26 protein-coding genes and 1 pseudogene are annotated in these 23247 nt (G+C 63.9%); 13 read left to right on the top strand and 14 right to left on the bottom strand.

The window, feature by feature from the left end; genetic code table 11:
• Positions 1–4 precede the first annotated feature (4 nt).
• From lptB to AC1RT8_RS14535, 5 genes are all read right to left on the bottom strand, one after another.
• Positions 5–781, bottom strand: coding sequence for an LPS export ABC transporter ATP-binding protein (lptB, locus tag AC1RT8_RS14555; RefSeq protein WP_372856251.1), 777 nt, complete (start codon positions 779–781; stop codon positions 5–7).
• Between the two features lie 159 nt (positions 782–940).
• On the bottom strand, positions 941–1471 hold the full coding sequence (locus tag AC1RT8_RS14550) for an LptA/OstA family protein (protein WP_493076369.1): 531 nt from the start codon (positions 1469–1471) through the stop codon (positions 941–943).
• A gap of 6 nt (positions 1472–1477) precedes the next feature.
• Positions 1478–2116 carry an LPS export ABC transporter periplasmic protein LptC gene (gene lptC / locus AC1RT8_RS14545; protein WP_493076368.1) on the bottom strand — a complete coding sequence of 213 codons (639 nt, stop codon included), beginning with the start codon at positions 2114–2116 and terminating at the stop codon, positions 1478–1480.
• A gap of 41 nt (positions 2117–2157) precedes the next feature.
• Entirely contained in the window at positions 2158–2778 is a 621-nt protein-coding gene (locus AC1RT8_RS14540; protein ID WP_493076367.1) for a ribonuclease D, read from the bottom strand.
• Between the two features lie 31 nt (positions 2779–2809).
• Positions 2810–3604: a TerC family protein gene (locus AC1RT8_RS14535; protein WP_493076366.1), complete on the bottom strand. Its 795-nt coding sequence runs from the start codon at positions 3602–3604 to the stop codon at positions 2810–2812.
• Positions 3605–3912: 308 nt separating this feature from the next.
• Between AC1RT8_RS14535 and AC1RT8_RS14530 the strand changes: the two genes are divergently transcribed.
• Positions 3913–4719 carry a cold-shock protein gene (locus AC1RT8_RS14530; RefSeq protein ID WP_493076365.1) on the top strand — a complete coding sequence of 269 codons (807 nt, stop codon included), beginning with the start codon at positions 3913–3915 and terminating at the stop codon, positions 4717–4719.
• Between the two features lie 154 nt (positions 4720–4873).
• On the top strand, positions 4874–5380 hold the full coding sequence (locus tag AC1RT8_RS14525) for a thioredoxin family protein (protein WP_493076364.1): 507 nt from the start codon (positions 4874–4876) through the stop codon (positions 5378–5380).
• A 187-nt stretch (positions 5381–5567) separates the two neighbouring features.
• Here the strand turns inward: AC1RT8_RS14525 and AC1RT8_RS14520 are convergent, their stop codons facing one another.
• Positions 5568–6401: an EamA family transporter gene (locus AC1RT8_RS14520; protein ID WP_493076363.1), complete on the bottom strand. Its 834-nt coding sequence runs from the start codon at positions 6399–6401 to the stop codon at positions 5568–5570.
• A 367-nt stretch (positions 6402–6768) separates the two neighbouring features.
• Entirely contained in the window at positions 6769–8364 is a 1596-nt protein-coding gene (locus tag AC1RT8_RS14515; RefSeq protein ID WP_493076362.1) for a cisplatin damage response ATP-dependent DNA ligase, read from the bottom strand.
• A 12-nt stretch (positions 8365–8376) separates the two neighbouring features.
• On the opposite strand from AC1RT8_RS14515, the gene AC1RT8_RS14510 reads away from it, so the two are divergent.
• A complete protein-coding gene (locus tag AC1RT8_RS14510) occupies positions 8377–9276 on the top strand; it encodes a metallophosphoesterase (RefSeq protein WP_493076361.1) in 900 nt (299 codons plus the stop codon).
• A 1-nt stretch (position 9277) separates the two neighbouring features.
• On the opposite strand, the gene AC1RT8_RS14505 is transcribed toward AC1RT8_RS14510, so the two are convergent.
• The 4 genes from AC1RT8_RS14505 to AC1RT8_RS14490 form a co-directional block, all read right to left on the bottom strand.
• The gene (locus AC1RT8_RS14505; protein ID WP_493076360.1) at positions 9278–9463 is read right to left on the bottom strand and encodes a DUF1328 domain-containing protein; all 186 of its coding nucleotides are present in this window, start codon (positions 9461–9463) and stop codon (positions 9278–9280) included.
• A 56-nt stretch (positions 9464–9519) separates the two neighbouring features.
• Positions 9520–10017, bottom strand: coding sequence for a Dps family protein (locus AC1RT8_RS14500; RefSeq protein WP_493076359.1), 498 nt, complete (start codon positions 10015–10017; stop codon positions 9520–9522).
• 99 nt (positions 10018–10116) lie between these two features.
• Complete coding sequence (locus AC1RT8_RS14495) at positions 10117–10671, bottom strand: TMEM165/GDT1 family protein (protein WP_493076358.1); 555 nt, start codon at positions 10669–10671, stop codon at positions 10117–10119.
• 16 nt (positions 10672–10687) lie between these two features.
• A complete protein-coding gene (locus tag AC1RT8_RS14490) occupies positions 10688–11005 on the bottom strand; it encodes a hypothetical protein (RefSeq protein ID WP_493076357.1) in 318 nt (105 codons plus the stop codon).
• Positions 11006–11170: 165 nt separating this feature from the next.
• On the opposite strand from AC1RT8_RS14490, the gene rpmG reads away from it, so the two are divergent.
• Positions 11171–11338 carry a 50S ribosomal protein L33 gene (gene rpmG, locus AC1RT8_RS14485; protein ID WP_034157855.1) on the top strand — a complete coding sequence of 56 codons (168 nt, stop codon included), beginning with the start codon at positions 11171–11173 and terminating at the stop codon, positions 11336–11338.
• A 91-nt stretch (positions 11339–11429) separates the two neighbouring features.
• On the opposite strand, the gene AC1RT8_RS14480 is transcribed toward rpmG, so the two are convergent.
• Positions 11430–11792, bottom strand: a complete 363-nt coding sequence (locus AC1RT8_RS14480) for a response regulator (RefSeq protein ID WP_372856225.1) — start codon at positions 11790–11792, stop codon at positions 11430–11432.
• A gap of 39 nt (positions 11793–11831) precedes the next feature.
• Between AC1RT8_RS14480 and AC1RT8_RS14475 the strand changes: the two genes are divergently transcribed.
• The 4 genes from AC1RT8_RS14475 to AC1RT8_RS14460 all read left to right on the top strand — a co-directional run bounded on the left by AC1RT8_RS14475 (position 11832) and on the right by AC1RT8_RS14460 (position 14906).
• Entirely contained in the window at positions 11832–12104 is a 273-nt protein-coding gene (locus tag AC1RT8_RS14475) for a DUF3572 family protein (protein WP_493076356.1), read from the top strand.
• Positions 12101–12724, top strand: a complete 624-nt coding sequence (locus AC1RT8_RS14470) for an HAD family hydrolase (protein ID WP_493076355.1) — start codon at positions 12101–12103, stop codon at positions 12722–12724. The genes AC1RT8_RS14475 and AC1RT8_RS14470 overlap by 4 nt, the downstream gene beginning before the upstream one ends.
• 82 nt (positions 12725–12806) lie before the next feature.
• On the top strand, positions 12807–13274 hold the full coding sequence (locus tag AC1RT8_RS14465) for a RidA family protein (RefSeq protein WP_493076354.1): 468 nt from the start codon (positions 12807–12809) through the stop codon (positions 13272–13274).
• A 48-nt stretch (positions 13275–13322) separates the two neighbouring features.
• Positions 13323–14906: a Tn7 transposase TnsA N-terminal domain-containing protein gene (locus AC1RT8_RS14460; RefSeq protein WP_493076353.1), complete on the top strand. Its 1584-nt coding sequence runs from the start codon at positions 13323–13325 to the stop codon at positions 14904–14906.
• Between the two features lie 342 nt (positions 14907–15248).
• Here AC1RT8_RS14460 and AC1RT8_RS14455 read toward each other — a convergent pair whose 3' ends face one another.
• Positions 15249–15551: a hypothetical protein gene (locus AC1RT8_RS14455; protein WP_493076352.1), complete on the bottom strand. Its 303-nt coding sequence runs from the start codon at positions 15549–15551 to the stop codon at positions 15249–15251.
• Between AC1RT8_RS14455 and AC1RT8_RS14450 the strand changes: the two genes are divergently transcribed.
• The 5 genes and pseudogenes from AC1RT8_RS14450 to traG all read left to right on the top strand — a co-directional run.
• Positions 15441–16649: a DUF3363 domain-containing protein gene (locus tag AC1RT8_RS14450; RefSeq protein ID WP_493076351.1), complete on the top strand. Its 1209-nt coding sequence runs from the start codon at positions 15441–15443 to the stop codon at positions 16647–16649. The two genes, AC1RT8_RS14455 and AC1RT8_RS14450, sit on opposite strands and share 111 nt — an antisense overlap.
• 258 nt (positions 16650–16907) lie before the next feature.
• Positions 16908–18296 (top strand): APC family permease, encoded by a 1389-nt coding sequence (locus AC1RT8_RS14445; protein ID WP_493076350.1) that lies wholly within the window; start codon positions 16908–16910, stop codon positions 18294–18296.
• Positions 18297–18320: 24 nt separating this feature from the next.
• Positions 18321–19772: a pyridoxal phosphate-dependent decarboxylase family protein gene (locus AC1RT8_RS14440; protein ID WP_493076349.1), complete on the top strand. Its 1452-nt coding sequence runs from the start codon at positions 18321–18323 to the stop codon at positions 19770–19772.
• Entirely contained in the window at positions 19769–20629 is an 861-nt protein-coding gene (locus AC1RT8_RS14435; RefSeq protein ID WP_493076348.1) for a hypothetical protein, read from the top strand. Before AC1RT8_RS14440 ends, AC1RT8_RS14435 begins: the two co-directional genes overlap by 4 nt.
• Before the next feature lie 143 nt (positions 20630–20772).
• A pseudogene (traG, locus tag AC1RT8_RS14430) lies at positions 20773–22313 on the top strand (IncP-type conjugal transfer protein TraG); the annotation flags it as partial.
• On the opposite strand, the gene AC1RT8_RS14425 reads toward traG, so the two are convergent.
• On the bottom strand, positions 22288–23109 hold the full coding sequence (locus tag AC1RT8_RS14425; RefSeq protein ID WP_493076347.1) for a tyrosine-type recombinase/integrase: 822 nt from the start codon (positions 23107–23109) through the stop codon (positions 22288–22290). The pseudogene traG and the gene AC1RT8_RS14425 sit on opposite strands and share 26 nt — an antisense overlap.
• Positions 23110–23247: the final 138 nt, after the last annotated feature.

Raw genomic sequence — 23247 nt, 5'->3', positions numbered from 1 at the left:
GGGTTTAGAGCGAGAAGCCTTCGCCCAGGTACAGCCGGCGGACATTGGCGTCGGCGACCAGCTCGGCGGGCGAACCGGTGAACAGCACGCGGCCGTCATAGATGATGTAGGCGCGGTCGACGATCTCGAGCGTCTCGCGGACATTGTGATCGGTGATCAGCACGCCGATGCCGCGTTTCTGCAGCTCGCAGATCAGGTCGCGGATATCGGCGATGGACAGCGGGTCGATGCCGGCAAAGGGCTCGTCGAGCAGCATGATCGACGGGTCGGCGGCCAGCGCGCGGGCGATCTCGGCGCGGCGGCGCTCGCCGCCCGACAGCGCCATGGCCGGCGCGTCGCGCAGCCTGGTCAGGCCGAATTCGTCGAGCAGGGTGTCGAGCTTCTTCTGCCGCGCCGCGGGGTCGGGCTCGGACAGCTCGAGCACGGTCAGGATGTTCTTCTCGACCGTCAGGCCGCGAAAGATCGAGGTTTCCTGCGGCAGATAGCCGAGGCCAAGGATCGCGCGGCGATACATGGGCAGGCCGGTGATGTCGTCGCCGTCGAGCATGATCCGGCCCGAATCGGGTTTCACCAGCCCCATCACCGAATAGAAACAGGTCGTCTTGCCCGCGCCGTTCGGCCCGAGCAGGCCAATCACTTCGCCCGGCCCGACCGAGACCGAGACGTCGGAGAGCACGACGCGCTTGTCGTACGACTTGGCGATCGAGACGACCGACAGCCCCTTCATCACCGGCGCTTCGGTGATCGGTTCGACGGCGTCGAGGGTGGTCACATCGGTCATTCTGCGTCCCGTGCTCGCATCATATGGTTAGCAAAAGCTTACTCGAACGGCGTTTGGCAGGCTTTGTGCATGGCTGCGCGCAAAACCCTGCACCAGACGCCCGGGCAAGGGAAGGGGGCGAGCGGCGAGGTCTGCGAAAAACCGGCCGATTTTCGGCGTCTAGTTGCGCTTCGGCACCGAGAAGGTGCCCGTCACCCGCCCGCCGCGACTCGTTGTCGTGCCCGGCGCGGCGCCGGCACCACCGACCGCGGAGCCGTCGATCACGGCGCGCCCGGTGTCGAGATTGATCGTCAGCCGCCCGCCATTGACGGTGTTGCCGCCCTGGAGCAGCGACACGGCGCCGAGCATGGTGATGACGCGCCGATTGAGATCATAGACCGCGTACTGGCTGCGCGCGGTCTGTTGCGGCCGCGTCACGGTGACGCCGCCCGCCGCGTCGAGGCGCGAGACCTGGGGCGATCCGTCGACCACCTGGCCGGTATAGGCGACGGTCATGCGCGCCGAGTTCAAGGTCATCTCGGCCTGGCGGACCGAAACGTTGCCGGTCAGGATCGCGCGGTTCGCCTTGTCCTGCAGCTCGATATGATCGGCGCCGAAGTCGATCGGCGCCGCCGAATTGTGGCTCTGCGCACTCACCCCCGAGGCGAGGAACAGGGCGCCGAGCGCGACGAGGCGGGTCAGATGAGCCATGGCCGCCTATTTCGTCCTTCGCGGCACGATCCGCAAGCGGGCGTTGCCGTCAAGTTTGACGATATGGTTCTCCAGGTCGGCGGTCAGGCGCGACGCGCTGAACGTGCCCTGCGGCACCTTGCCGGTCACCGCGCCGCCGCTCTGCAGCCGCCGCGTCTTCAGGTCGACCGTCGCGTCATGCGTGTCGAGCTGATAGCCGTCGGTCGTGTTGAAGCGCACTGGGCCGTCGACCATGACCTGCTGGCTGTCCATATTGTAGCGGCCGCGATCGGCGACGAGCCGCGCGGGCCCGTCGGTCAGCCCGATCTCGGCCGAGAGCTGGCTGAGCTGGACGATCGGTTCGGCCGAGGTCTTCTGCACGGCAGAGCCGGCATTGATCGCAAAGGCCTGGCCCTTGCCGTCCTCGCCGCGATAGGTCGCCGACTGGAGGCGCAGCCGCTCCTTGGCGACCTCGACCTTGTTCTTGTCGAGCAGGAAGCTGACATCGCCTGAGCCGGCGAGCGGCATCATCACGAGGAAGGCCGAGAGAATACCGATCAACAGCGGCAGCACGATGCGCAACGTGCCGACGACCCGGTCGTGGCTGCTCCCGGGCGCTGCCCAGATCTGGCGCGCCGAGCGGACGCTGACCGCGGCCTCAGACATGCGAGTTCCCGCTGGGAGAGTCGCACCGGAGGCGGATGGCGTCAGATATGCGCAAAAATATCCACCTCGGGCCAGCCGGCGAGATCGAGATCCGCGCGCGAGGGCAGGAAGTCGAAACAGGCCTGAGCGAGCGCGGTCCGGCCCTCGCGCGCCAGGCGGCGGTCGAGTTCCTCGCGGAGCTTGTGGAGATACCGCACGTCGGACGCAGCATAGTCCTTTTGCGCGTCGGACAGAACCGGGCCGCCCCAGTCGGATGATTGCTGCGCCTTGGAAATGTCCTGCGCGAGCAGCTCGCGGACCAGCTCCTTCAGGCCGTGCCGGTCGGTATAGGTGCGCACCAGCCGCGACGCGGTCTTGGTGCAATAGGCGGGCGCCGCATCGACCTTGAGGTAATGCTTGATCGCGGCGAGATCGAACCGCGCGAAATGATAGAGCTTCACGCGATTCCGGTCGGCCAGCAGCGCGCGCAGATTGGGCGCGGCATAGTCGCTGCCGGGGGAGAAGCGCACGAGATGCTCGTCCGGCCCGCCATCGGAAAGCTGGACGACGCACAGCCGGTCGCGCGGCGTGATCAGGCCCATGGTCTCGGTATCGACGGCGATGTCCGTGCCTGGTTCGAACAGGCCGGCGGGAATGTCTTCTTCGTGCAGATGAACGGTCATGACGCTCGCCTAGACGCGAACGGGCTCATGCTCAATGCCCGCCGCCGCCCGCCTTCTTCCGGTCGCGCGCCTTGCGGGACCAGATGTTGAGCGATTCGACCCCGGCCGAGAAGGCCATCGCGCTGTAGATATAGCCCTTGGGCACGTGCACGCCGAAACCGTCGGCGATCAGCACCGCGCCGATCATCAGCAGGAAACCGAGCGCCAGCATCACCACCGTCGGGTTGCGCGCGATGAAATCGGCGAGCGGGTTGGCCGCGAACATCATCACGCCGACCGCGACGACGACGGCGATGATCATCACCGGCAGGTCGTCGGTCATGCCGATCGCGGTCAGGATCGAATCGATCGAGAAGACCATGTCGAGCAGCAGGATCTGGATGATCGCCGACCAGAAGCTCATCACCGCCCGGCCCTTCTTGTCGAGCGTCGCGCCCGATTCGTCGGGGTCCATGCTGTGGTGGATCTCCTTGGTCGCCTTCCACAACAGGAACAGACCGCCGGCGATCAGGATCAGGTCGCGGACCGAAAAGGCGGTCTCGAAGCTCGGTTCGCCGTGCGAATCGAGCCCGCCGGTCAGCCCCAGGTCGAACACCGGCACGGTCATGCTGGCGATCCAGGCGATGGTCGACAGCAGGCCGAGGCGGAGGATCAGCGCCAGGCTGATGCCGACGCGGCGGACCTTGACCCGCTGGCCCTCGGGCAGCTTGTTCGACAGGATCGAGATGAAGATGAGGTTGTCGATGCCGAGCACCACCTCCATCACGATCAGGGTGGCCAGCGCCGCCCAGGTGGCGGGGTCGGAAAAAAGCGTGATGATGGACATGGTGTGGCTCTGCCGTCTCACCTGAGCCGGCGCAAGCGACGATTCCTGCCTTGACGAAGTCGGCGCCGGCCCGCTCCCCCACCCCGCCTCCCATTCAGAATACGCTGTGGGAGGCGGGGTGGGGGAGCGGGCCGGCGCCGTTTCGATCGGCCCTGCCGCATTTCGGACGAATTTATTCGCAGCCTAGGGGGAATTACGCTACACCGACTCGGTGGCGCGATTGGTTTGGCGTCCGAACAACCGCGCTTTTCGTCCAGCGCGGGCGTGTTGATATGGCGATTTGGGCGAGCCGGGAAGACGAACAGGGCATGAGTTTCGATAAAGGACGCCGCGGGGATCGCGGTGGGCGTGGCCGCGACAAGCGCGACGGTTTCGGCGGTGACGATTTCGGCGGCGGCAGCAGCTTTGGCGGTGGTGACCGCTTTGGCGGTGGCGGCGATCGTTTCGGCGGCGGTGGTGACCGCTTCGGCGGCGGCGGCGATCGTTTCGGCGGCGGTGGCGGCGGCGGTTTCCGCAGCGGCGGCGGTGGCGGCTTCGGCGGCGGTGGTGCAGGCGGCGGTGGCCGCGGCATGCCCCCGCAGGTCGTCGGCGAAGGCACCGGCGTGGTCAAATTCTTCAATGGTCAAAAGGGCTTCGGCTTCGTCGTTCGCGACGATGGCGGCGAGGATGTGTTCGTGCACATCTCCGCGGTCGAGCAGGCCGGCCTGACCGGTCTGGCCGAAGGTCAGCCGCTCGGCTTCACCCTGGTCGATCGTGGCGGCCGCATCTCGGCGACCGACCTCAAGATCGAGGGCGAGCCCCTTCCCGTCACCGACCGCGGCCCGCCGCGTGATCGTGACGCGGGCCCGGGTGGTCCGCGCGGCGGCGCCGGCGGTGCCGGCCCGGCGCGTCAGCTGACCGGCGAGAAGGCGACGGGCACCGTCAAGTTCTTCAACGCGATGAAGGGCTTCGGCTTCATTCAGCGCGACGATGGTCAGCCCGATGCGTTCGTGCACATCTCCGCGGTCGAACGCGGCGGCATGACCAGCCTCAACGAGGGCGACCGGCTCGAATTCGAGCTCGAGGTCGATCGTCGCGGCAAATACGCGGCGGTGAACCTCACCTCTATTGCGTAAGGGGATCGCATAAGGGCCGGGGCACACCCCTGTTCCCGAGGCGAGAAGATCAAGACCCGGCATGCTTTAGGGCGTGCCGGGTTTTTCTTTGTTGTTTTCCGGAGCGAGTCGTCGTTAATTCATAGTGAATCGATATGAATTAGAGGACCGGCTCATGCGTGCACCGATTGTCGCCCTGCTTTCCCTGGCGCTGGCCGCCCCCGTCAGCGCCGCCACCGCGCCGCGCGTCGCTGTTGCCAGCTTCGAACAACTCGCCAAGCCCCTGCCGCTTCCTTATGACGAGCAGGCCAATGCGCCGGCGGTCGTCGCCGCCGCCAAGGCGCGGGCCAGGGCGCGCCACAAGCTGCTGCTGATCGATCTGGGCGGCAATTGGTGCCTCGATTGCCGGCTGCTCGCGGGCACGATGGATCTGCCCCAGCTCCGGAAATTCATCGCCGCCAACTATGAAGTCGCGGTCGTCGATGTCGGCCGCTTCAACAAGAATCTCGATATCCCGGCGCATTACGGCATCAAGGATCGTCTGGAAGGTGTGCCGAGCGTGCTGATCGTCGATCCGCGCACCGACCGGCTGATCAACCGGGGCCGCACCGCCGCCCTGGCTGACGCACGCAGCATGACGCCCCAGGCGCTGGCCGACTGGCTGGCCGGGTGGACGAAGTAAACCGGTGCCGCTGTACTTCCACCCATCCGTTCGTGCCGAGTAGAGATCGAGTAGCCGAAGGCGTATCGAGAGTTCGTATCGAGGCACAGGTGAAGTGCGTGAGGCCTGTCCCTCGATACGCCATCTCGACAAGCTCGATGGCTACTCGGGACGAACGGGATGGGTCGGTTGCAGCGCTGTTCGCAGCTCACCCGGTAAGGATCAGCGCGGCACCGCCCAGGATGCCGAACACGCCGATCGCGCGACCGATGGTCGCTCGCTCCTTCAGGAACAGGATCGAGATCAGCAGGGCGGTGACCATGCCGGTCTCGCGCAGCGCCGCGAGCGGCGCGGTCGGGCCGAGCGAGAAGGCGGTGAGCGCGAGGCCGTAGGTGACGATCGACAGGGCGCCGGCGATCGCCCCCGGCCGCCACTGCGCCCGGGCCGCGGCGAACATCGTGCCGCGCGAGAGAATGCCGAACATGGCGACCACCACCGCGCCCATCTGGACGAACACCCAGACGATATAGCTGGCGGGGCTCGGTGCCGCGCGCACCCCGATCGCATCGACCACGGTATAGCCGGCGATGCACAGGCCGGTCAGCAGCGACCAGCCGAGCGCCGCCCGGCCGAGATGCCGCCCCGCGATCATCAGGAACATCGCGGCGCCGATCAGCGCGATCCCGGCGATCTGGCCGGTCGTGGCGTGCTCGCCGAGCAGGCCGATCGTCACGCCGGCGGTGATCAGCGGGGCGGTGCCGCGCAGCACCGGATAGACCGCCGAAAGATCGCCGACCTTGTACGCCCGGACAAGGAAATAGAGGTAGAAGCCGTGGATCACCGCGCTCGCCGCGAGATATTCCCAGGCGCCGTGCGGCAGCGGCACGAACAGGGTGGCGGGCAACAGGATCAGCGCGCTCGTCCCGTCGGTGACGGCGCGGCCTGCGGCCTTGTCGCGCCCGCCCTTCACGATCGCATTGACCACCGCATGGATAGAGCCCGAGGCGATCATCAGCAGGGCGGCAAGCGTGTAGGTCGGCATCAGCGACGCATGGAGTCAGGCGCCCCCGCTGACAAGCTTGCCGTGCCCGATTCAACGGCTGGCCGCATCGGATATCATGCTGCCCCCGTCACGCGGCTTGACGATCTTGGTTTTTGCGTTCTGCAACTACAGGCGAAAGTGAATGAAGCATTACATAAGCGACTCTCACATTACGCAAGAAATTCTGAAATATCGTGACGCGATGTGTTCATGCATGTTTCCCGGATGGTGTGGCACTCTTCGGCAACGCTTGTCTGGTCGTCGCCGACCGTCAAAGTATCTCAATCCGAGAAAATACGTTAACCGACTCTCACATTCGATCGAATATTGCTCGAATTTCCGGGATTCCGCGCAAGCGACTTGCGCCTCAGGTGATCAACCGCCGCAGCGCCGCGACCGTATCGGCTTCGATCGCGGGCTTGTCGGTGCGGATTCGGGCGATACGCGGGAAGCGCATCGCGACGCCCGATTTGTGGCGTTTCGATTCGTGGATCGAATCGAACGCGATCTCCAGCACGAGCGTCTTCTCCACCTCGCGCACCGGGCCGAAGCGGTTGAGGGTGTGGCCGCGCACGAAGCCGTCGAGCATCTTCAGCTCCTCGTCGGTGATGCCCGAATAGGCCTTGCCCACGGGCAGCAGCTCGCCATCGTCGGTCCAGCAGCCAAAGGTATAGTCGGAATAGAAGGAGGAGCGGCGGCCATTGCCGCGCTGGGCGTACATCATCACGCAATCGGCGGTTAGCGGATCGCGCTTCCATTTATACCACAGGCCGACACGGCGCCCGGTGACATAGGGCGAGTCGCGCCGCTTGAGCATCACACCCTCGATCGAGGCGTCGCGCGCACCGGCGCGGATGCCCTCCAGCTCGGTGAAGTCCTTCGCGTCGATCACCTGGCTGACGTCGAAGCGTTCGGGGTCGAGCCGTCCGGCGAAACGCTCCAGCCTCGGCCGCCGCGCCGACCAGGGCAGCTCGCGCAGATCCTCCGCGCCGTCGAACAATATGTCGTAGAGCCGGACAAAGGCTGGATAGTCGGCCAGCATCTTCGCCGAGACGATCTTGCGCCCGAGCCGCTGCTGCAGCGCGTTGAAGCTGGCGGCGCCCCCGCCTTCCTCGAGCCCGCCGCCCTGGAAGGTCCCCTTCACCATCAGCTCGCCGTCGAGCACGCCGGGCGTGGCGAAGTCCCGCGCGACCTCGGGGAAGCTGCCGGTGATGTCGTCGCCGGCGCGGCTGTAGAGCCGGGTCTCGCCGCCGACATGGACGATCTGGACCCGAATGCCATCCCATTTCCACTCCGCCGCATAGTCGTCGAGGCTGACGCGGAGGTCTTCGAGCGGATGGGCGAGCATGAAGGGGCGGAACACCGGCACATCGGCGGCGGTCGGCTGCGCGCCGCGGCCCTCGGCCCAGGCGAACAGCGACGCATAGGGCGGGGCGATGCCGTGCCACACTTCCTCGACCGCCTCGACATCGAGCCCGAAGGCCTGGGCAAGCGCGGTCTTGGCGAGCCGCGCCGAGACACCGATGCGCAGCGCGCCGGTCGCCATCTTGAGCAGGGCGAAACGCTCGTCCGCGTCGAGCCGGTCGAGCATGCCGGCCAGCGCGGCCGGCGCGTCGGAACGCGACAGCGAGCCGAGCCGGTCGACGACCTGCGCGACGGTCAGCGGCGCGCCGTCCTCCAGTGGCGTGTCGGGGGCCGGCCAGAGCAGGGCGACGGTCTCGGCGCTATCGCCGACATAGTCCCGGCTCATCCGGAACAGCACGGGGTCGACGCGCTCCTCGATCAGCGCGCGGATCATCGCCGGCTTGATCGCGGGCAGGTCGAGATCGCCGGTCAGCGCCGCCATCGCCCAGCCGCGATCGGGATCGGGCGCCGCCGCCAGATAATCGGCGATGAGCTTCAGCTTGGCGTTGCGGGACCGGGTGTAGATCAGCCGGTCGAGAAGGTCGGCAAAGGCGCGCATGATCTGGGGAACATGGCGGCGGCGTCAGGGTTCCGCCAGCATCATCGCGCTGGCATCGGGCGCTGGCCGCTTTATGCTCGGGCGGTGCGCCGTTTCCTGAAGCTCCTCGCCGCGCTGATCGTCCTTGCGCTCCTGCTGTTCGGTTGGGGCTTTCTGAACGCGCGGGCCGACCCCGTCGTTCGCCGGGCGAGCCTAGCGCTGCCGGACTGGCCGGCGCGTGCGCCGCCGGTGCGCGTGGTGCTGTTCAGCGACGTGCATATCGCCAGCACGACGATGGATTCCGCCCGGCTGGCGCGCATCGTCGGACAGGTGAACGCGCTGAAGCCCGATCTCGTGCTGATCGCCGGCGATTTCGCCTCGGGCCATGATTCGGCACGCGCCGCCGCGATGGCGCGCGGGCTGTCGCCGCTCGCTGGTCTGCGCGCGCGGCTGGGCGTGATCGCGACCTTCGGCAATCATGACGAATGGACCGATCCCGCCCTGATCCGCCAGGCTCTCGAAGCGGCGGGGGTGACGGTGCTCGACAATCAGGCGGTGCAGCGCGGGCCACTTGCGATCGGCGGTGCGGGGGACGCCTATACGCATCACCAGGACATGCCAGTACTGCTCGAGGCGATGCGCACTCTCGCCGGCGCGCGGATCGTGCTGACTCACTCGCCCGATCTCGCGCCCCAGCTCCCGGCCGATATCAGGTTGCTGCTCGCCGGCCACACGCATTGCGGGCAGATCGTGCTGCCGCTGTACGGGCCGGTGACTCATGTCGCGGCAGCGCGCTATCGCTGCGGCATCATCAACGAAAAAGGCCGCACGGTCGTGGTGACCGGCGGCCTTGGCACGAGCACGGTGCCGCTTCGGTTCGGCGCGCCGCCGGACCTGTGGGTTCTCACCCTCGGCCCGGCGCCGCGACCCTGATCTAGTCGATCGCGTTCTTCACGCCCTTGCCGGCGAGCAGGCCGAGCACGAGCAGGATGACGAACACCGCGATCGCGACGAAGAACAGCAGCTTGGCGATGCCGATGAAGGTGCCGCCCAGCCCGCCAAAGCCGAGCAGCGCGAGAACGACCCCGATGATGAGGAAGATGATGGCCCAGCGAATCATGTCACTCTCCTGAAATGTGGAAGTGAAACGATGCGCCGGGCCGGCTTGTTCCGTGATCAACCCTTCCGGCTTGCCTCGAACAGGAACCAGGCGCGCTCCTCGGCTTCGTCGGTCCAGGTATCGAGAATGCCGCTGGTGGCATTGTCCTTGGCGGTGTCGACGATGTCCTTCGCCTCGCGCAGGCTCTCGACCAGCTTGAGATTGTCCTCGCGCAGTTCGGCCAGCATGTCCTCGGCCGAGACGAAGGGCGCGTCATTGTCCTTGATCGTCTGGTGCCGCGAGACGTCGCCGATCGAGCGCAAGGTGGTGTTGCCGGTCTTGCGCACGCGCTCGGCGATGGCGTCGGTCGTCGCGAAGATCTGCGCGGCCTGGGCATCGAGCATCAGATGGTAATCGTGGAAGTGCGGGCCCGACACGTGCCAGTGGAAATTCTTGGTCTTGAAATAGATCGCGAACGAATCGGCCAGGATGCCGTTCAGCGCCTCGGCCACGGTCTTCGCGGCATTGGTCTTGATGTCGGTGGGGGTCTTCAGCGGGGCGGCTGGATCGGCCATGGTGCGGTTCCTCGGTTCGGGTTCGTTGCGACAACGGTCCGATAGCGGGAACGCTCCATGGCCGCTTCCGGATTTGTACCGATCACCGCAATCGAGGCACTAGATTAGACTCAGCGCCGAGAAGCCGAGGATCGCGCCGACGACCAGGAACAGAAGGCCGATCGCGATGCGGACGCCCATGAGCGGCAGCTTCTTGCGGGCATCCTCGCCGGCAAGGATCGCCGGTATGTTGACGACGAGCGCGCCGATCGTCGCGCCGACCGCGGCAAGGGCCGGCGTTGGGCTGCGCGCGGCAAGCGCCGCGGTGATGAACTGGGTGCGGTCGCCGAACGCCAGGATCGCGACGCCGAGAAAGCTGGTCAGGAAGGCGCCGATGCGCCAGCCGGACAGGCGGTCGGGCGGCTTGATCGGGAACAGGGCCGAGCCGCCCGCGAGGACAAGCGCCATGGCTAGCAGCAAGGTCTGCGCGTTGGGCGTCATGCGCGGGCCGATGATCGCGCCGCCGATCGCGCCGATGGCGTTGATCAGCGCAAGGGCAATTGCGGTGCCGGCGATCACCGCGCCGGGCCGGGCGAATCGGGTGGAGAGGATGGCGGTCAGCCAGGGCGTCCGGTCGCTCGCCTGCGCGAGGATCGCCGCGACAAGGGCGGCCATCAGCGCATCCATCGCCTTAGCTGGAGAGGCGGACGGAGCAGGCGGCGGCGAAGGTCTCGCAGGCGGCACGGTCGTGCCGATCGGAGCCGACCGCATCGCCGAGGATCGACAGCCAGCCCTGGATCAGCGCGCCGCGCTCGCCGCGCGCCAGCGCCGATTCGAGCGCCTGGGTGACGGCGACCGCCGGGAACAGGCCATGGCGATGGGCGATCCGGCGGATCGCGTCGATCTCGGTGGCGATGTCGCCGATGCGCTGCCCGGCCGCGCGCGCGCCGATCATGCCGATTCGCGCCGCGAGTTCGGATTGTACCTGGTCGATCGAGACGTGTGTCATTCTCTTACCTCCCGCCTTGGGAGGAAAGCTGCGCCCCCTATGGTAAACAGGTGGTTAACTGCGGCCTCAGGGTTGACATATCGGCGACTCTCCGCCATCGGGCAGCGCTTGAGAGCGGCGGCTTGTTCGCCGCTTTTGCTTTTTCAGCATACAGGATTTCAGGTCATGGCAAAGCCGACCACCGTCAAGATCAAGCTGCTCAGCTCGGCAGACACTGGCTTCTTCTACGTCACGAAGAAGAACCCGCGCACCAAGACCGAGAAGCTGAGCTTCAAGAAGTACGATCCCGTCGTGCGCAAGCATGTCGAGTTCAAGGAAACCAAGATCAAGTGACCTTGCCGGCGGCGTAAGCCGCCGATCGGTCATCCCGGCGCAGGCCGGGATCCAGAGCCGCGGGCGCAAGCCTCGCGGCTTTTTTGCGTATCTACAGCAGCGCCGCCACGGCATCGACGAAGCGGACCAGCGAAATCGGCTTCGACACATAGGCGTCCGCCCCCGCCGCGCGGATTCGCTCCTCGTCCTCCCGCCCGGCATAAGCCGTGACCGCCATGATCGGGATCGCCTGGAGCGCCGGATCGGCTTTCAGCTGGCCGATCAGCTCGAACCCGCTGACATGCGGCAGCTGGATGTCCATCACGATCAGGTCGGGCATGAACTCCCTTGCGCGCTCCACCGCCTCGCGGCCGTCGCGCACCGGTTCGGCGGCATAGTCGTGCGCGCGGAGCAGGTCGCAGAAAAGCTTGAGGTTGAGTTCGTTGTCCTCGACAACGAGCACCTTCTTTGCCACGTCCACCCGTTCCCCATAGTTCCGGATCGCTGATAGGCAATGCGCGCGCCAGAGACAAATCACGATGCCGCGGCGCTTGCGCTGCAGGCGCTCGTCTGGACCTTGGGCGAACCCGCGCGCGCTGAGCGTCTCCTCGACACGACCGGGCTCGACCCCACCGAACTGCGCGCCCGGGCGACCGATCCGGCGGTGTTGGCCGCGACGCTCATTTTCCTCGAAGCCTATGAGCCCGACCTTGTCGCCTGCGCCGCGGACCTCCAGGTAAAGCCCGAAGCGCTCGTCGCCGCCCGCCGCGCCCTGGAGTCCGAATGAAGCCCTTGCTGATCTGCGATTGCGACGAAGTGCTGCTCCACATGGTCCGCCATTTCGGCGTGTGGCTGGGCGAGACTCACGATATCGAGTTCACTCCGAATGGCGGCGATTTCTCCACGAGCATGAAGCGCCGCGACGGCACCCCCGCGCCGAGCCGCGAGGAGATGTGGGGCATGCTCGACCAGTTCTTCCCGGCCGAGATGGACCGCCAGACGCTGGTGCCGCATGCCCGTGAGGCGCTGGCCAGGCTGTCCGAAACCGCTGACATCGTCATCCTGACCAATCTGGGCGAGCTGTGCCGCCAGCCACGCATCGAGCAGCTGGCGAGGTTCGGCATCGAGCACCGGGTCGAATGCAACCAGGGCGGCAAGGGCGGGCCGGTCGCGCGGCTGGTCGCCGAGCATGGCGATCCGGTCACCGTGTTCGTCGACGATCTGGGCGTGCATCACGATTCGGTCGCAAAGCATGCGCCGCAGGTTCACCGGCTGCACATGATCTCCGAACCCGCGCTGGCGCCGAACGTGCCCATGGCACCCGCCGCTCATGTCAGGATCGACGATTGGCGCGAGGCCGAGGCCTGGATCGCGGCGCGGTTCGCCGCGGGGCTGCCCGCCGGCTGATCTCCGACGCTCCCGGCTTGTGGCGAAGGCGTCTTTCCTGCATCCGCGAGGGCGACACTTCAGCATCGAAGAGGCGCTGCACATGACCGATCGAATCGACCGCAAGCTGGCGGAGCTTGGCCTCACCCTTCCCGCGCCCGCCGCGCCGGTCGCTTCCTATGTGCCCGCGGTCGAATCGGACGGCGTGCTCTATGTGTCCGGGCAGTTGCCGTTCAAGGACGGCGCGCTGATGACCGGCAGGCTCGGCGAGGATGTCGACCTGGCGTTCGGGCAGGAGGCGGCGCAGCGTTGTGCCCTGATGATCGTCGCGCAGATGAAGGCGGCGCTGGGCGGTCTTCACCGGGTCGAGCGGATCCTGAAGCTAGGCGTGTTCGTCAACTCCTCGGCCGGTTTCACCGACCAGGCCAAAGTGGCGAATGGCGCATCGGACCTGCTGTTCGCGCTGTTCGGCGAGCCCGGCCGCCATGCCCGCAGCGCGGTGGGCGTGCCGGTGCTCCCGCTCGGCGTCGCGGTGGAGATCGACGCGATCGTTCAGATCGCTTCTGCTTAGGAGGCACCTTGTATCCAGTCGGCTTCGGTTGATCGCCATGGCGAATGGATGGATCTGGATATGAAGCGGCGTCATGGACAGCCTTGGGCGCCGGCGGAAGACCAGGACCTGGAGGCGGCGTTCAGGCGCGGCGTTTCCAATGAGGATCTGGCCGCGCACCATGAACGGGGCGTCGGTGCCATCAGGGCAAGGCTGGAACGGCTGGGGCTTGCTCGAACGGAAGCCCCGCCATCCGTTTCCGAGCCGGCCCCCATGGAGCAGCGACGGCCGGAAACGCAGCTTTCGATGAGCATTGACCGGCTTGTCGCGGCGCTGCTCGATCTCAGGCAGCAGGCGGAGCTGGGACCGCTCGACCGGCGTAGCGTCGCCGCCGTGGCACGGGACTATGACCGTGTCGATGCGCTCCTGATGGCGACGATTGACGTGCCCAGGGCGCCGGACGATGCGGAGCAGGCCGGAGATCCCCTGCCCGACCGTCTGCGCGAGGCCCTGGCCGGGCTGGTAAGAGCCTGCGTCTCCAATCTTGTGGACAGATTCGTCGCGATCCGGCTGCTCGGGCTGGAAGGAGATGGCGAGCGCGTGACGCTCGCTCAGCTCGGCAGGGAGCTGGATCGAACGCGCGAGCGGATACGGCAACGGCGCAATCGGGCCTTCAGGAGCATCAACGCAGCGCTGCCGCGCCGGATCGCCAGCGCTGCCCGGTTGCGTACCGTCCTGGCCGATCTGTCGGCTGACGCCGACTGGACCGATCCGCCCGAGGCTGCTCGTGCGGTCGTCCGGTTGATCAACAGCAATGTCATGGCAGCCAGGCAGCTGACCTTGATGCTGATGATGGCATCAGGCGCGACCGGCCAGATCAGGTCGCTACGCCGCACGGCCGAACAAGCGGCGATGGACGCGTGCCGGGACCCCGAGCTGCTCGGTCATTGGCGGCTCGATCGTTGGGCGGATGCGGCGGCGAAGGCGACCCTGCGCGGCCCCTTCGCCCGCTTCGACGCGCTTCCCGAAGACATGGTCGGACTGAAACGCTCGCCCGCGGAGGGAAGCAGCGGAGAGGCCATTCCCCTGCGCAGCGACAAGCTGGACCGGATCGTCGCGTGTGAATCGGGCATGGAGCTGCGGGTCTTCACCTGGCTCGAGCGGTCGGAGGAGGTGCGCTGGTATCAGGAGCAGCCGCTCGCCATCCCCTACGCGGCGGGAGGGCGGGACAGGCTCTATTATCCGGATGCCGTGGTCTGGGACCGGGAGGGCAGGCTCGTGGTGGTCGAGGTGAAGCCGGTCTTCAACATGTTCCGCCAGCGGACACTCGAGAAAGGGCTGGCTGCGATCGGGCATCTGCAGCCGCGCGGCATCGGCTATCTCCTGGTCGATTCCTCCGGCCACACGCTCGCCGATCTCGCCAGTCATCCCTATGACCAGGCAGCGGCCGAAGAAGTGGAGGCCTTGTTCGCGGAAGGGGACACGCCCTTCCGTGTCGTCAGGAATATCCTCTCCAGGCGGGCGGGCCGGTTCGATTTTGCCGCCTTCGTCTCGATGGTGGTGAACCGGGATTGGGCCGTCACCGACGTACCGGTCACGATTTCCCGCCTGCCTCCTCCCCAGTCCTTCCGCCCATTGCTGGGGCTCGACTGACTAGGGCGATTCCGGGCGCAACGCACGAGAAAGCGCAATCTCGACTTCCGCGACGGTTCGCGGAAGAAAATGGTGCAGAAGAGTACTCTATAATTGCCGGCATCGATCTGACCCAAAAAGACAAGTCATTCTATGCCGGTAAAATGTACCCTTAAAAATACCCACTACCGCATCCCGCACAGGGGTTCGAGTCCCGATAGCTTACTTCCGCGTATCGTGTCAGATGATAGAACACATAGCCATATTCTCCATCAAGTCCAGCACGATCCCGCATAATCTGGTAGCGTTTACTTGCCGAATCCTCCGCAACTAGCCCGTTGTCCGATCAGCGTCCCGTGGAGATCAGCTTGGTCGCCAATCCGACCGAAACCCCTGGGCCGTAGCTACCTGCCAAAGAGGGGTGATGATCCGGAGATAGCGTTCGACAAAGGCATCCCGGGACAATTCGCGGAGTTCGCTCTCAGCGAGGCCAAACACTGCGACGTAATCCTCAATCTCTGAGGATTGGGGCGGTACCACCGTGACGAGTGCGAAGTGATAATTGGCGACCTCGGACAGGAGCGTTTCGGCGGGAAGGGCCTCACCCTTGCTGCGATTGGTTTTCAGGCTGGTTGGTACGAGATTCCAGAGCAAATCGTGAGCCACGAACGATCGTGGCAGCACATGATCGATTGCGTAGACACGCTTCGACGGGTCGGCGAACGCGGGGACATCATTCGCACGATGCAGCGTGAGCTCGCCGCCCGAAACTTGGCGAGAGATGGCAGCGATCGATCGGTCTTCGTTCCAACCGATGCGCACGCGACGATCGTCGGGCGGGTCGTCGGGCGCGGGCTGGCCGACGAGCATCGCGACCGGCACTACCTGCTCATCGACGGGACCGACGGTCGCGCGCACTATGTCGATATCGGCCGCGGCGATCAGCATGAACCGCTGGCGGAGGGCTCGATCGTGCAGGTCACGGCACGATTGCCGAAGATTCGGGACGTCGATCGGACCGTCGTAGAAGTCGCGGCGGCGAACGGCGCGCGCTACTCGGTCGATCTGCATCTTCGGCAGGACCGCACGGCCAGCGAGGCGTTCGCCGAGACCCATGTCCGCCGGCTCGAGGCAATCCGGCGCGGGGGCGGCGATCTCGATCGTGCGCCCGATGGCACTTGGTCTATCGCAGCGGACCATCTTTCCCAAGTTGCGCGGTACGAGGCCCGGCAGGCGCGTGATCGGCCGGTGCAGGTCGAAACGCTGTCCATGCTGCCGATCGAGCGGCTCGGCCGTTTCGATGGCGCGACCTGGCTGGATCGAGAATTGGCGTCCACGCAGCCGGTTCCGTTGCGTGATAGCGGGTTTGGGCGCGAGGTGCGCGACGCGCTTGGCGTTCGTCGCCAGTGGCTGGTCGAGCAGGATCTTGCGGACGGTACGGGGGATCGCGTGGGGCTTCGCGCGAATACGCTCGCCGTTCTTCAGCGGCGGGAATTGCTGCGGGTGGCGGAGGGGCTTTCAGATGAGTTGCGCAAGTCCTTTGTCGAAGCGCGGCCGGGAGACGCGATCGTAGGCACCCTGCGGCAACGCGTCGACCTGGCGAGCGGACGGTTCGTGTTGGTTGAGAAAAGCCGGGAATTCACGCTCGTCCCGTGGCAGGCCACTCTGGAAAGACAACTCCACAAGCCAGTCGGTGGAGTGATGCGAACGGACGGGATATCTTGGCGCTTCGGGCGCGCGCTGGCTGGGCCGCAGATCGAGTGAGTCCGATGGAGCAAGCCGCCTCTAACATAACGCCGTTCGCTCGCTCGCCGCCTGGGGCGATCGTTGAAGAGGTCGAAGCCTCGGGCACCGCGGATCGATGGCGCGTACGAATCAACTGTGCCGCGCAAGGTGACCTGTAAATGCCGGTAATTTGCATTATGCTCGTTAGATCAGTAGTTTAGATGTGTCTTTGACTCTCTTGCCAGGGACGCTGTTCCCACGATACTCATGGTAAAGAAACTATTGGGGGGAAGGCTCATGACTGACGTGCCGTCTACGCCTGCGAGCCTGCGGAGAAATATCGCAATTCTTGGAGCGGTACTGCTGACGGTGTCGGCCATTACTCCAGCATCATCTGTATTCATTATTATCCCCGGCGTGATCAACCAAGCTGGCACAGGCGTCGTCACCTGCTTGCTTATCGCTGCGTGCATCGGTGTGGTGATTGCGCTCGTCTACGGCGAGTTGGCCTCTAATTACCCAAGTGCCGGCGGCGAATATGTCATCGTAGCGAAGGTGGTAGGGCTGCCACCGGCTTATGTGACATTGGTGCTCAATGCGTCGGTAATGACTTTAATTTCTGCTGTATTGGCTTCGGGAGCGGGAGATTATTTTAAGATAATCCTACCTAATGTCCATCCGACCGTGACCGCGATTACGATAATTGTGTTCGCCACTCTCTTTGGAGTCCTAAATATCAGGCTTAATTCTTGGGTGACCGGACTATTTTTGCTCATTGAGATCGTTTGTATTGGTATCGTTGTGTGGCTTGCAGGGTCCAATCTATCTCAAGACGTCAATGTGCTGCTTAAGCCGGTATTTTTTGATCACATCGGCAGCTCGCTACAAGTGACAAGTATCGTAATGATCATGGTTGCGACCGCGACTGCTGCCTTTGCTTTCAACGGGTACGAGCAGGCAATCTACCTTACGGAAGAGATTCGGGATGTTAAGCGCAGCATCGCGACCATTGTGATTCTATCTCTCTTACTCACTTTGACGTTGGAGATTTTACCTACCGTGTTGCTCCTGCTTTCATCAGGAGATTTGAAAGAGACGCTGGCATCGCCTTCTCCATTTCTAGACATGGTAACGAAGTTTGGAGGTGCTCAAGCCACCAATCTAATCGCCGCAGGCATCGTCATCGCAGTTTTGAATGCGTGCATCGTCAACATTCTGATGACTGGCCGTTTCCTGTTCAGCACCGCTAGAGATGGCTTTTGGGGCCGCTCGATCGGCTTGCGACTTTCCCGGATTAGCGCCTCTCATGGCACTCCTTGGGTTGCTACTGCGATCGTTGGAGCGATGTCCGCTCTTGCGTGCTTGGTGCCATTGAACTTTCTGCTCGTGCTAACGGGAACAGGGTTGATCGCAATCTACCTACTCCTCTGCGTTGTGAACATAATCGCGCGCGTCTCGGGTCGAACTTCTCCGGACGCGTTTCGCGCGCCATTATTCCCTTTGCTGCCGATTGTCGGGGTCATTGCGCTGACGGGGATAATAATCGCGAATTGGCAAGACCCTATCCTGGGTCGACCGAGCTTGGAATGGACGATGGCGGTTATCGCGTTTGGCGCCATATTGTACGTGGTTGTGCGGTTCGTGCGCAGAGATGCCCCACTTGAGATTACCCTGTCATCCGAGTGAGAATCCTGTTCTTAGGAAGATGACATGAGTAATGAAAACAGCATCGCAGAAGCGGAAGTCGCTGACCTTGATATTATTGGCGATTTTCTCATCAATTTTTGGAAGTCTTATAGAGGCGAAGACGAGAGCCTGCCTTTAACTCCGAGTCATGTCGAGGAGGAGCTATCGCGCTTGGTCGAGGCGCGACTTCCTCGCAAAGGGCAGGACACGGCCGCACTTCTGAGAGAGGCGGCTGCCCTGCTCAATGGCCTTGCGGTTAGGACCGCGCATCCGGCTTTTCTGGGCTATGTGACCCCGCCCTCGTCCAATATTGGCGCTCTCGGAGACGCGCTAGCGGCGATCGTAAACCAGAACGTTTCATTTGCGACACTTTCGCCTCTCGGTACCGCGTTGGAAATGGCAGTCGTTTCATGGCTGTCACAGATCCTTGGCTTTAGCCCCGGTACCGGGGGAATTCTCACGAGTGGGGGATCAACGGCCAACTTGATGGCAATAGCCGTTGCGCGGCGATGGAAGCTGGGAGACGCATTCCATCGCGTAGGCTCTGCCTCAAGCGGCACCCGACTTCGGATTTATTGCTCTGTGGAGACCCACCACTCCATCGACAAGGCTGCTATTTTGCTCGGCATTGGGGCCGAAAACGTCGTCCGTCTCCCGGTCGATGACAACCACCGTATCATCTGCGACGACCTCCGGGAGACGATCGAGGAAGACCTGCGACGTAACGATACCGAGCCATTCATGATTGTCGCTAACGCTGGGACACGCATGTGTTGTGCTGTCGATCCCATTCGCGAGATGCGGGACATTGCGAACAGGTATGGAACTTGGCTGCATGTCGACGCTGCTTACGGTGGGTTCTTAAGGCTTGTCCGCCCGAGTAATCGTGACCTGAAAAGCATCCAACTCGCCGACTCTGCTATTATCGATCCGCACAAGCTGCTGTTTACGCCGTTTGGCTGCGGCGCGCTGATAGTGCGCCGCCAAGGTCACCTCGGCGACTGTTTTGGTGGCGCAGACGGTGAATATCTTGAACCAGTATTGGCGGGAGATCTCGTCAACTTTTCGAACTTGGGCATCGAACTCGGCAGGCCCATGCGGGCCCTCAAGGTGTGGTTGATCATCAAAAGGTACGGGATCGAAGCGTTTCGGGTGGAGATCAGGCGCCTCCTTGCCCTGGCACGTCATCTAGAGAAAATGCTCGCCAAACGAGGCACATTTGAACTGTTAGGGCCAGTGGACGGGACCGCGGTCTGTTTTCGCCGTTTGATGCCGAAGCAGGGTTTAGATCGGACGAATGCGTTCAACTCTCGATTGCGAAGTGCGATTGTCCAACAGGGACACGCGTTTCTTGATGAGGTGTCCATTAATGGGCGAGTTGGAATGCGTGTTTGCATGACCAATTTTAGAACTGGTGAGGAACATCTGACTAAATTAGTAGAGCTAATAGAACGAAAAGCTGGGGAGGGGCTATGACGGGGGAGGAAGCAGCGAAGGCGCCGGCCGTTAAGGGCAGCGCCAAGGTCGGGCCGGGCAAGATTGCCTTGAACTTATTGCCGGTTGTTGCCGCCGGCTTGATATTCATAATATTAGTCAACGCGCAGGGATCAGGCCTGTCGCTGATCGACGTCCATACCTGGCCGAGAAAAGACGTTGCCGCCTGCAGTCACTCGTCTCAAGTGGTGTGCCCGGACTTCGCCCCGTTCTATGCGCTTCTCCGGATTGTGACGATGTGTGCAGCTCTCCTGCCACTCTTGAGTTTTGTTGGGTATATTCCTGCCGTAATGAAGGTCGTTAGGTCCGGCAGAGCGGGGAAGAATCACGCCGAGATATTATTATATCTAGCGTACCTGGGCGTGCCGATAAACACCGTCTGGATATTCAATATATACTCCGGGTACAATCATCAGGTCATGGCGTCATCCTTCACGTGGAGCGACGGCTTCATTGTCGTGATGTTCCTGTTGTTTCTGGTCATAGACGTCCTGCTCATGCGGTTGCACGATGCGAATGCGGGTGGGGAGCGAGAGGCGGAGTTTGACTTCTTCTACGGCAACGCGTTTTTCATAGACATTCCCACCCTTGTGGGAGTTGGGTGCACCGTAATTTTCTCGGGGATGATTATCAGAGGCGTTGGAGGCGCTCCGCCCGAGCTAGCGGAAGCGCTTTCCGGTGGCGCCGTTGTGATGCACGTTGTCTTGTCGCAAGTCGTGTTCGCTTTCCTGCAAGTGCAGATGACGCTCAAACGAGGGGCAAGCTCTGCGAAGGCGGCGAGCAGCACCGCGTCCAGCGGCATCGCAGGTGATCAAGGGGTTGCGCTAGGGGCAAATTGATTGAGTGGGGACGCCTTTCGGTAGCGCGCGAAGAGATGTCTCCCAGTGGCGGCGCGTGGCGATGATAGGTTAGTGCCACCCAACCAGCGCACGTGAAATCCTAGCTCAATACCGCGCTCTCCCTTGCGCGGTGGAGAGCAACTTTGACCCCTACCAAGCTCCTCATCGGCCAGATATTGATCGTGTTCGCGATCGTGCTGGGCGGGATCTGGTTCGCGACGCAGTGGGCTGCGGCGGAGCTCGCCTAGCAGCCCGAGCTGGGCACGCCCTGGTTCAACCTCGATGGGTTGCCGGTCTATCGCCCCTGGGCGCTGTTCGGATGGCGGTATTCGTACGACGCCTACGCACCCCATGTCTTCGACAAAGCCGGCGGCATTGCCGGCGCGAGCGGCTTCGTCGCCTGCGCAGCGGCCGTCGCCGGGTCGCTCTGGCGTGCTCGCCAGCAGCGCAATCTCACCACCTACGGCTCCGCGCGCTGGGTATCGCAGCGCGATATAGCACGGGCGGGTCTCCTCGACGATTCTGGCGCGTTCCTTGGAAGCCACGAAGGGCGGTATCTGTGCCACGACGGCCCAGAGCATGTCATGGCCTTCGCACCTACGCGCTCGGGCAAAGGCGTCGGCCTGGTCGTGCCCACACTGCTCGGCTGGACCGGCTCGACGGTCGTCCACGACATCAAGGGGGAGAACTGGCAGCTGACCGCGGGCTGGCGATCACATTTTTCGCATTGCCTGCTGTTCGACCCGACCGACGCCCGATCGGCGCGCTACAACCCGCTGCTCGAGGTGCGGCGCGGCGCGCACGAGGTCCGCGACGTCCAGAATATCGCCGATATTCTGGTCGACCCTGAGGGTGCGCTCGAGCGCCGCAACCATTGGGAAAAGACCAGCCACTCACTGCTGGTCGGCGCCATTCTTCACATCCTCTATGCCGAGGAAGAGAAGACGCTCGCGCGTGTCGCCACCTTCCTCTCCGATCCGCAGCGCGCGTTCACCGCCACGCTCAAGCGGATGATGACCACCAACCATCTCGGCACGCCGGACGCGCCGACGGTGCATCCGGTCGTGGCGTCGGCGGCGCGCGAAGTGCTCAACAAATCGGAAAACGAGCGTTCGGGCGTGCTGTCGACCGCGATGTCGTTCCTTGGCCTCTATCGCGACCCGACCGTTGCAGACGTCACATCGCGGTGCGACTGGCGGATCGCCGACCTAGTCGAGGGTAAGCAGCCGGTTTCGCTCTATCTGGTCGTGCCGCCGTCTGACATTTCGCGGACCAAGCCGCTGATCCGCCTCGTGCTCAACCAGATCGGTCGCCGGCAACCGAGCATCTTCACGCCGAGGGCGCCGGGCATCGCCACAAGCTGCTGATGATGCTCGACGAGTTTCCGGCGCTGGGACGGCTCGACTTCTTCGAGACCAGCCTCGCCTTCATGGCCGGATACGGCGTGCGGGCCTTCCTCATCGCCCAGTCCTTGAACCAGATCGAGAAGGCGTACGGCGACCACAATTCGATCCTCGACAATTGCCACGTCCGCATTTGCTTCGCGACGAACGATGAGCGGACGGCCAAGAGGGTCTCCGATGCGCTCGGCACCGCGACCGAGCAGCGTGCGATGCGCAACTATGCCGGGCATCGGCTCGCGCCTTGGCTCGCGCATGTCACGGCCAACGCATCTTCATCTTCTCCGCCGGGATCGACCACACGTTCCTGTCAAAATCGAATTCGGCCCATTCGGCTCGACGAAGCTCACCCGGACGGACGAACACATGAGGCGTCATCCGGAGCGCAAACTTCGTGATTGCCTGTCCAGAATATTCCTCGATCGCGCGCAGAAGCTCGCCGGCCTCCTTGGGTTTCGTGATCGCGGCATAGTGCTTCGTCTTAGGCACGACGAGCGCACCGCGAAGGTCCGCTGCCACGTCGCGCTGGGCGCGCGCAGTAGCGATACCGTACCGGAAGACCCGGCTGATGACGCTACGCATGCGCCTCGCGCTTTCATATCGGCCGGTCGCCTCGAGCTTGCGAAGTGTGACCAGAACCTCCTGCACGTCGATCTGGTTGAGAGGGCGGTTCCCGATCACCGGGTAGGCCTTTCCGAGCAGCCAGCGAACCTTATCCAGCGTGCGCTCCGCCCGGCCTTCCCGTTCGCACTTGAGTAGCCACTCCTCGGCGATTGCCTTGAAGGTGATGCTGGAATCGACCTGTGAACAGATCCGGGCCAGTTTCTTCTCGGCGAGCGGATCAAGGCCGCTCTTGACCTGCTTCCGCGCGGCGTCGCGCTTCTCGCGGGCCTCGGCGAGCGTAACCTCCGGCCAGACACCCAGTGCGAGGGTCTTCTGCTTGCCGAGATGGCGGTAGTGCATCCGCCAGTATTTGGCCCCGTTGGGCATCACCAGCAGGTGGAGGGCGCGCTCATCGGTGAGCTTGTAGGGCTTGGCCTTCGGCTTGGCATTCGTGACTGCTAGGGCGGTCAGGGACATGATGGTATCTCCGTCCAAAAAACGGGCAGATCGATGACCAAAAAGTACCACAAACCGATGGTACCTGCTGGCGGATCGGCCCGAACCACGTCGGACGAGATAGCAAGAAAAGAGCTTGTTTCCGAGCCACTTGCGGGA

Source organism: Sphingomonas sp. GW821-FHT10F11 (assembly GCF_058809095.1).
This window is presented reverse-complemented; position numbering and strand designations above follow the sequence as displayed.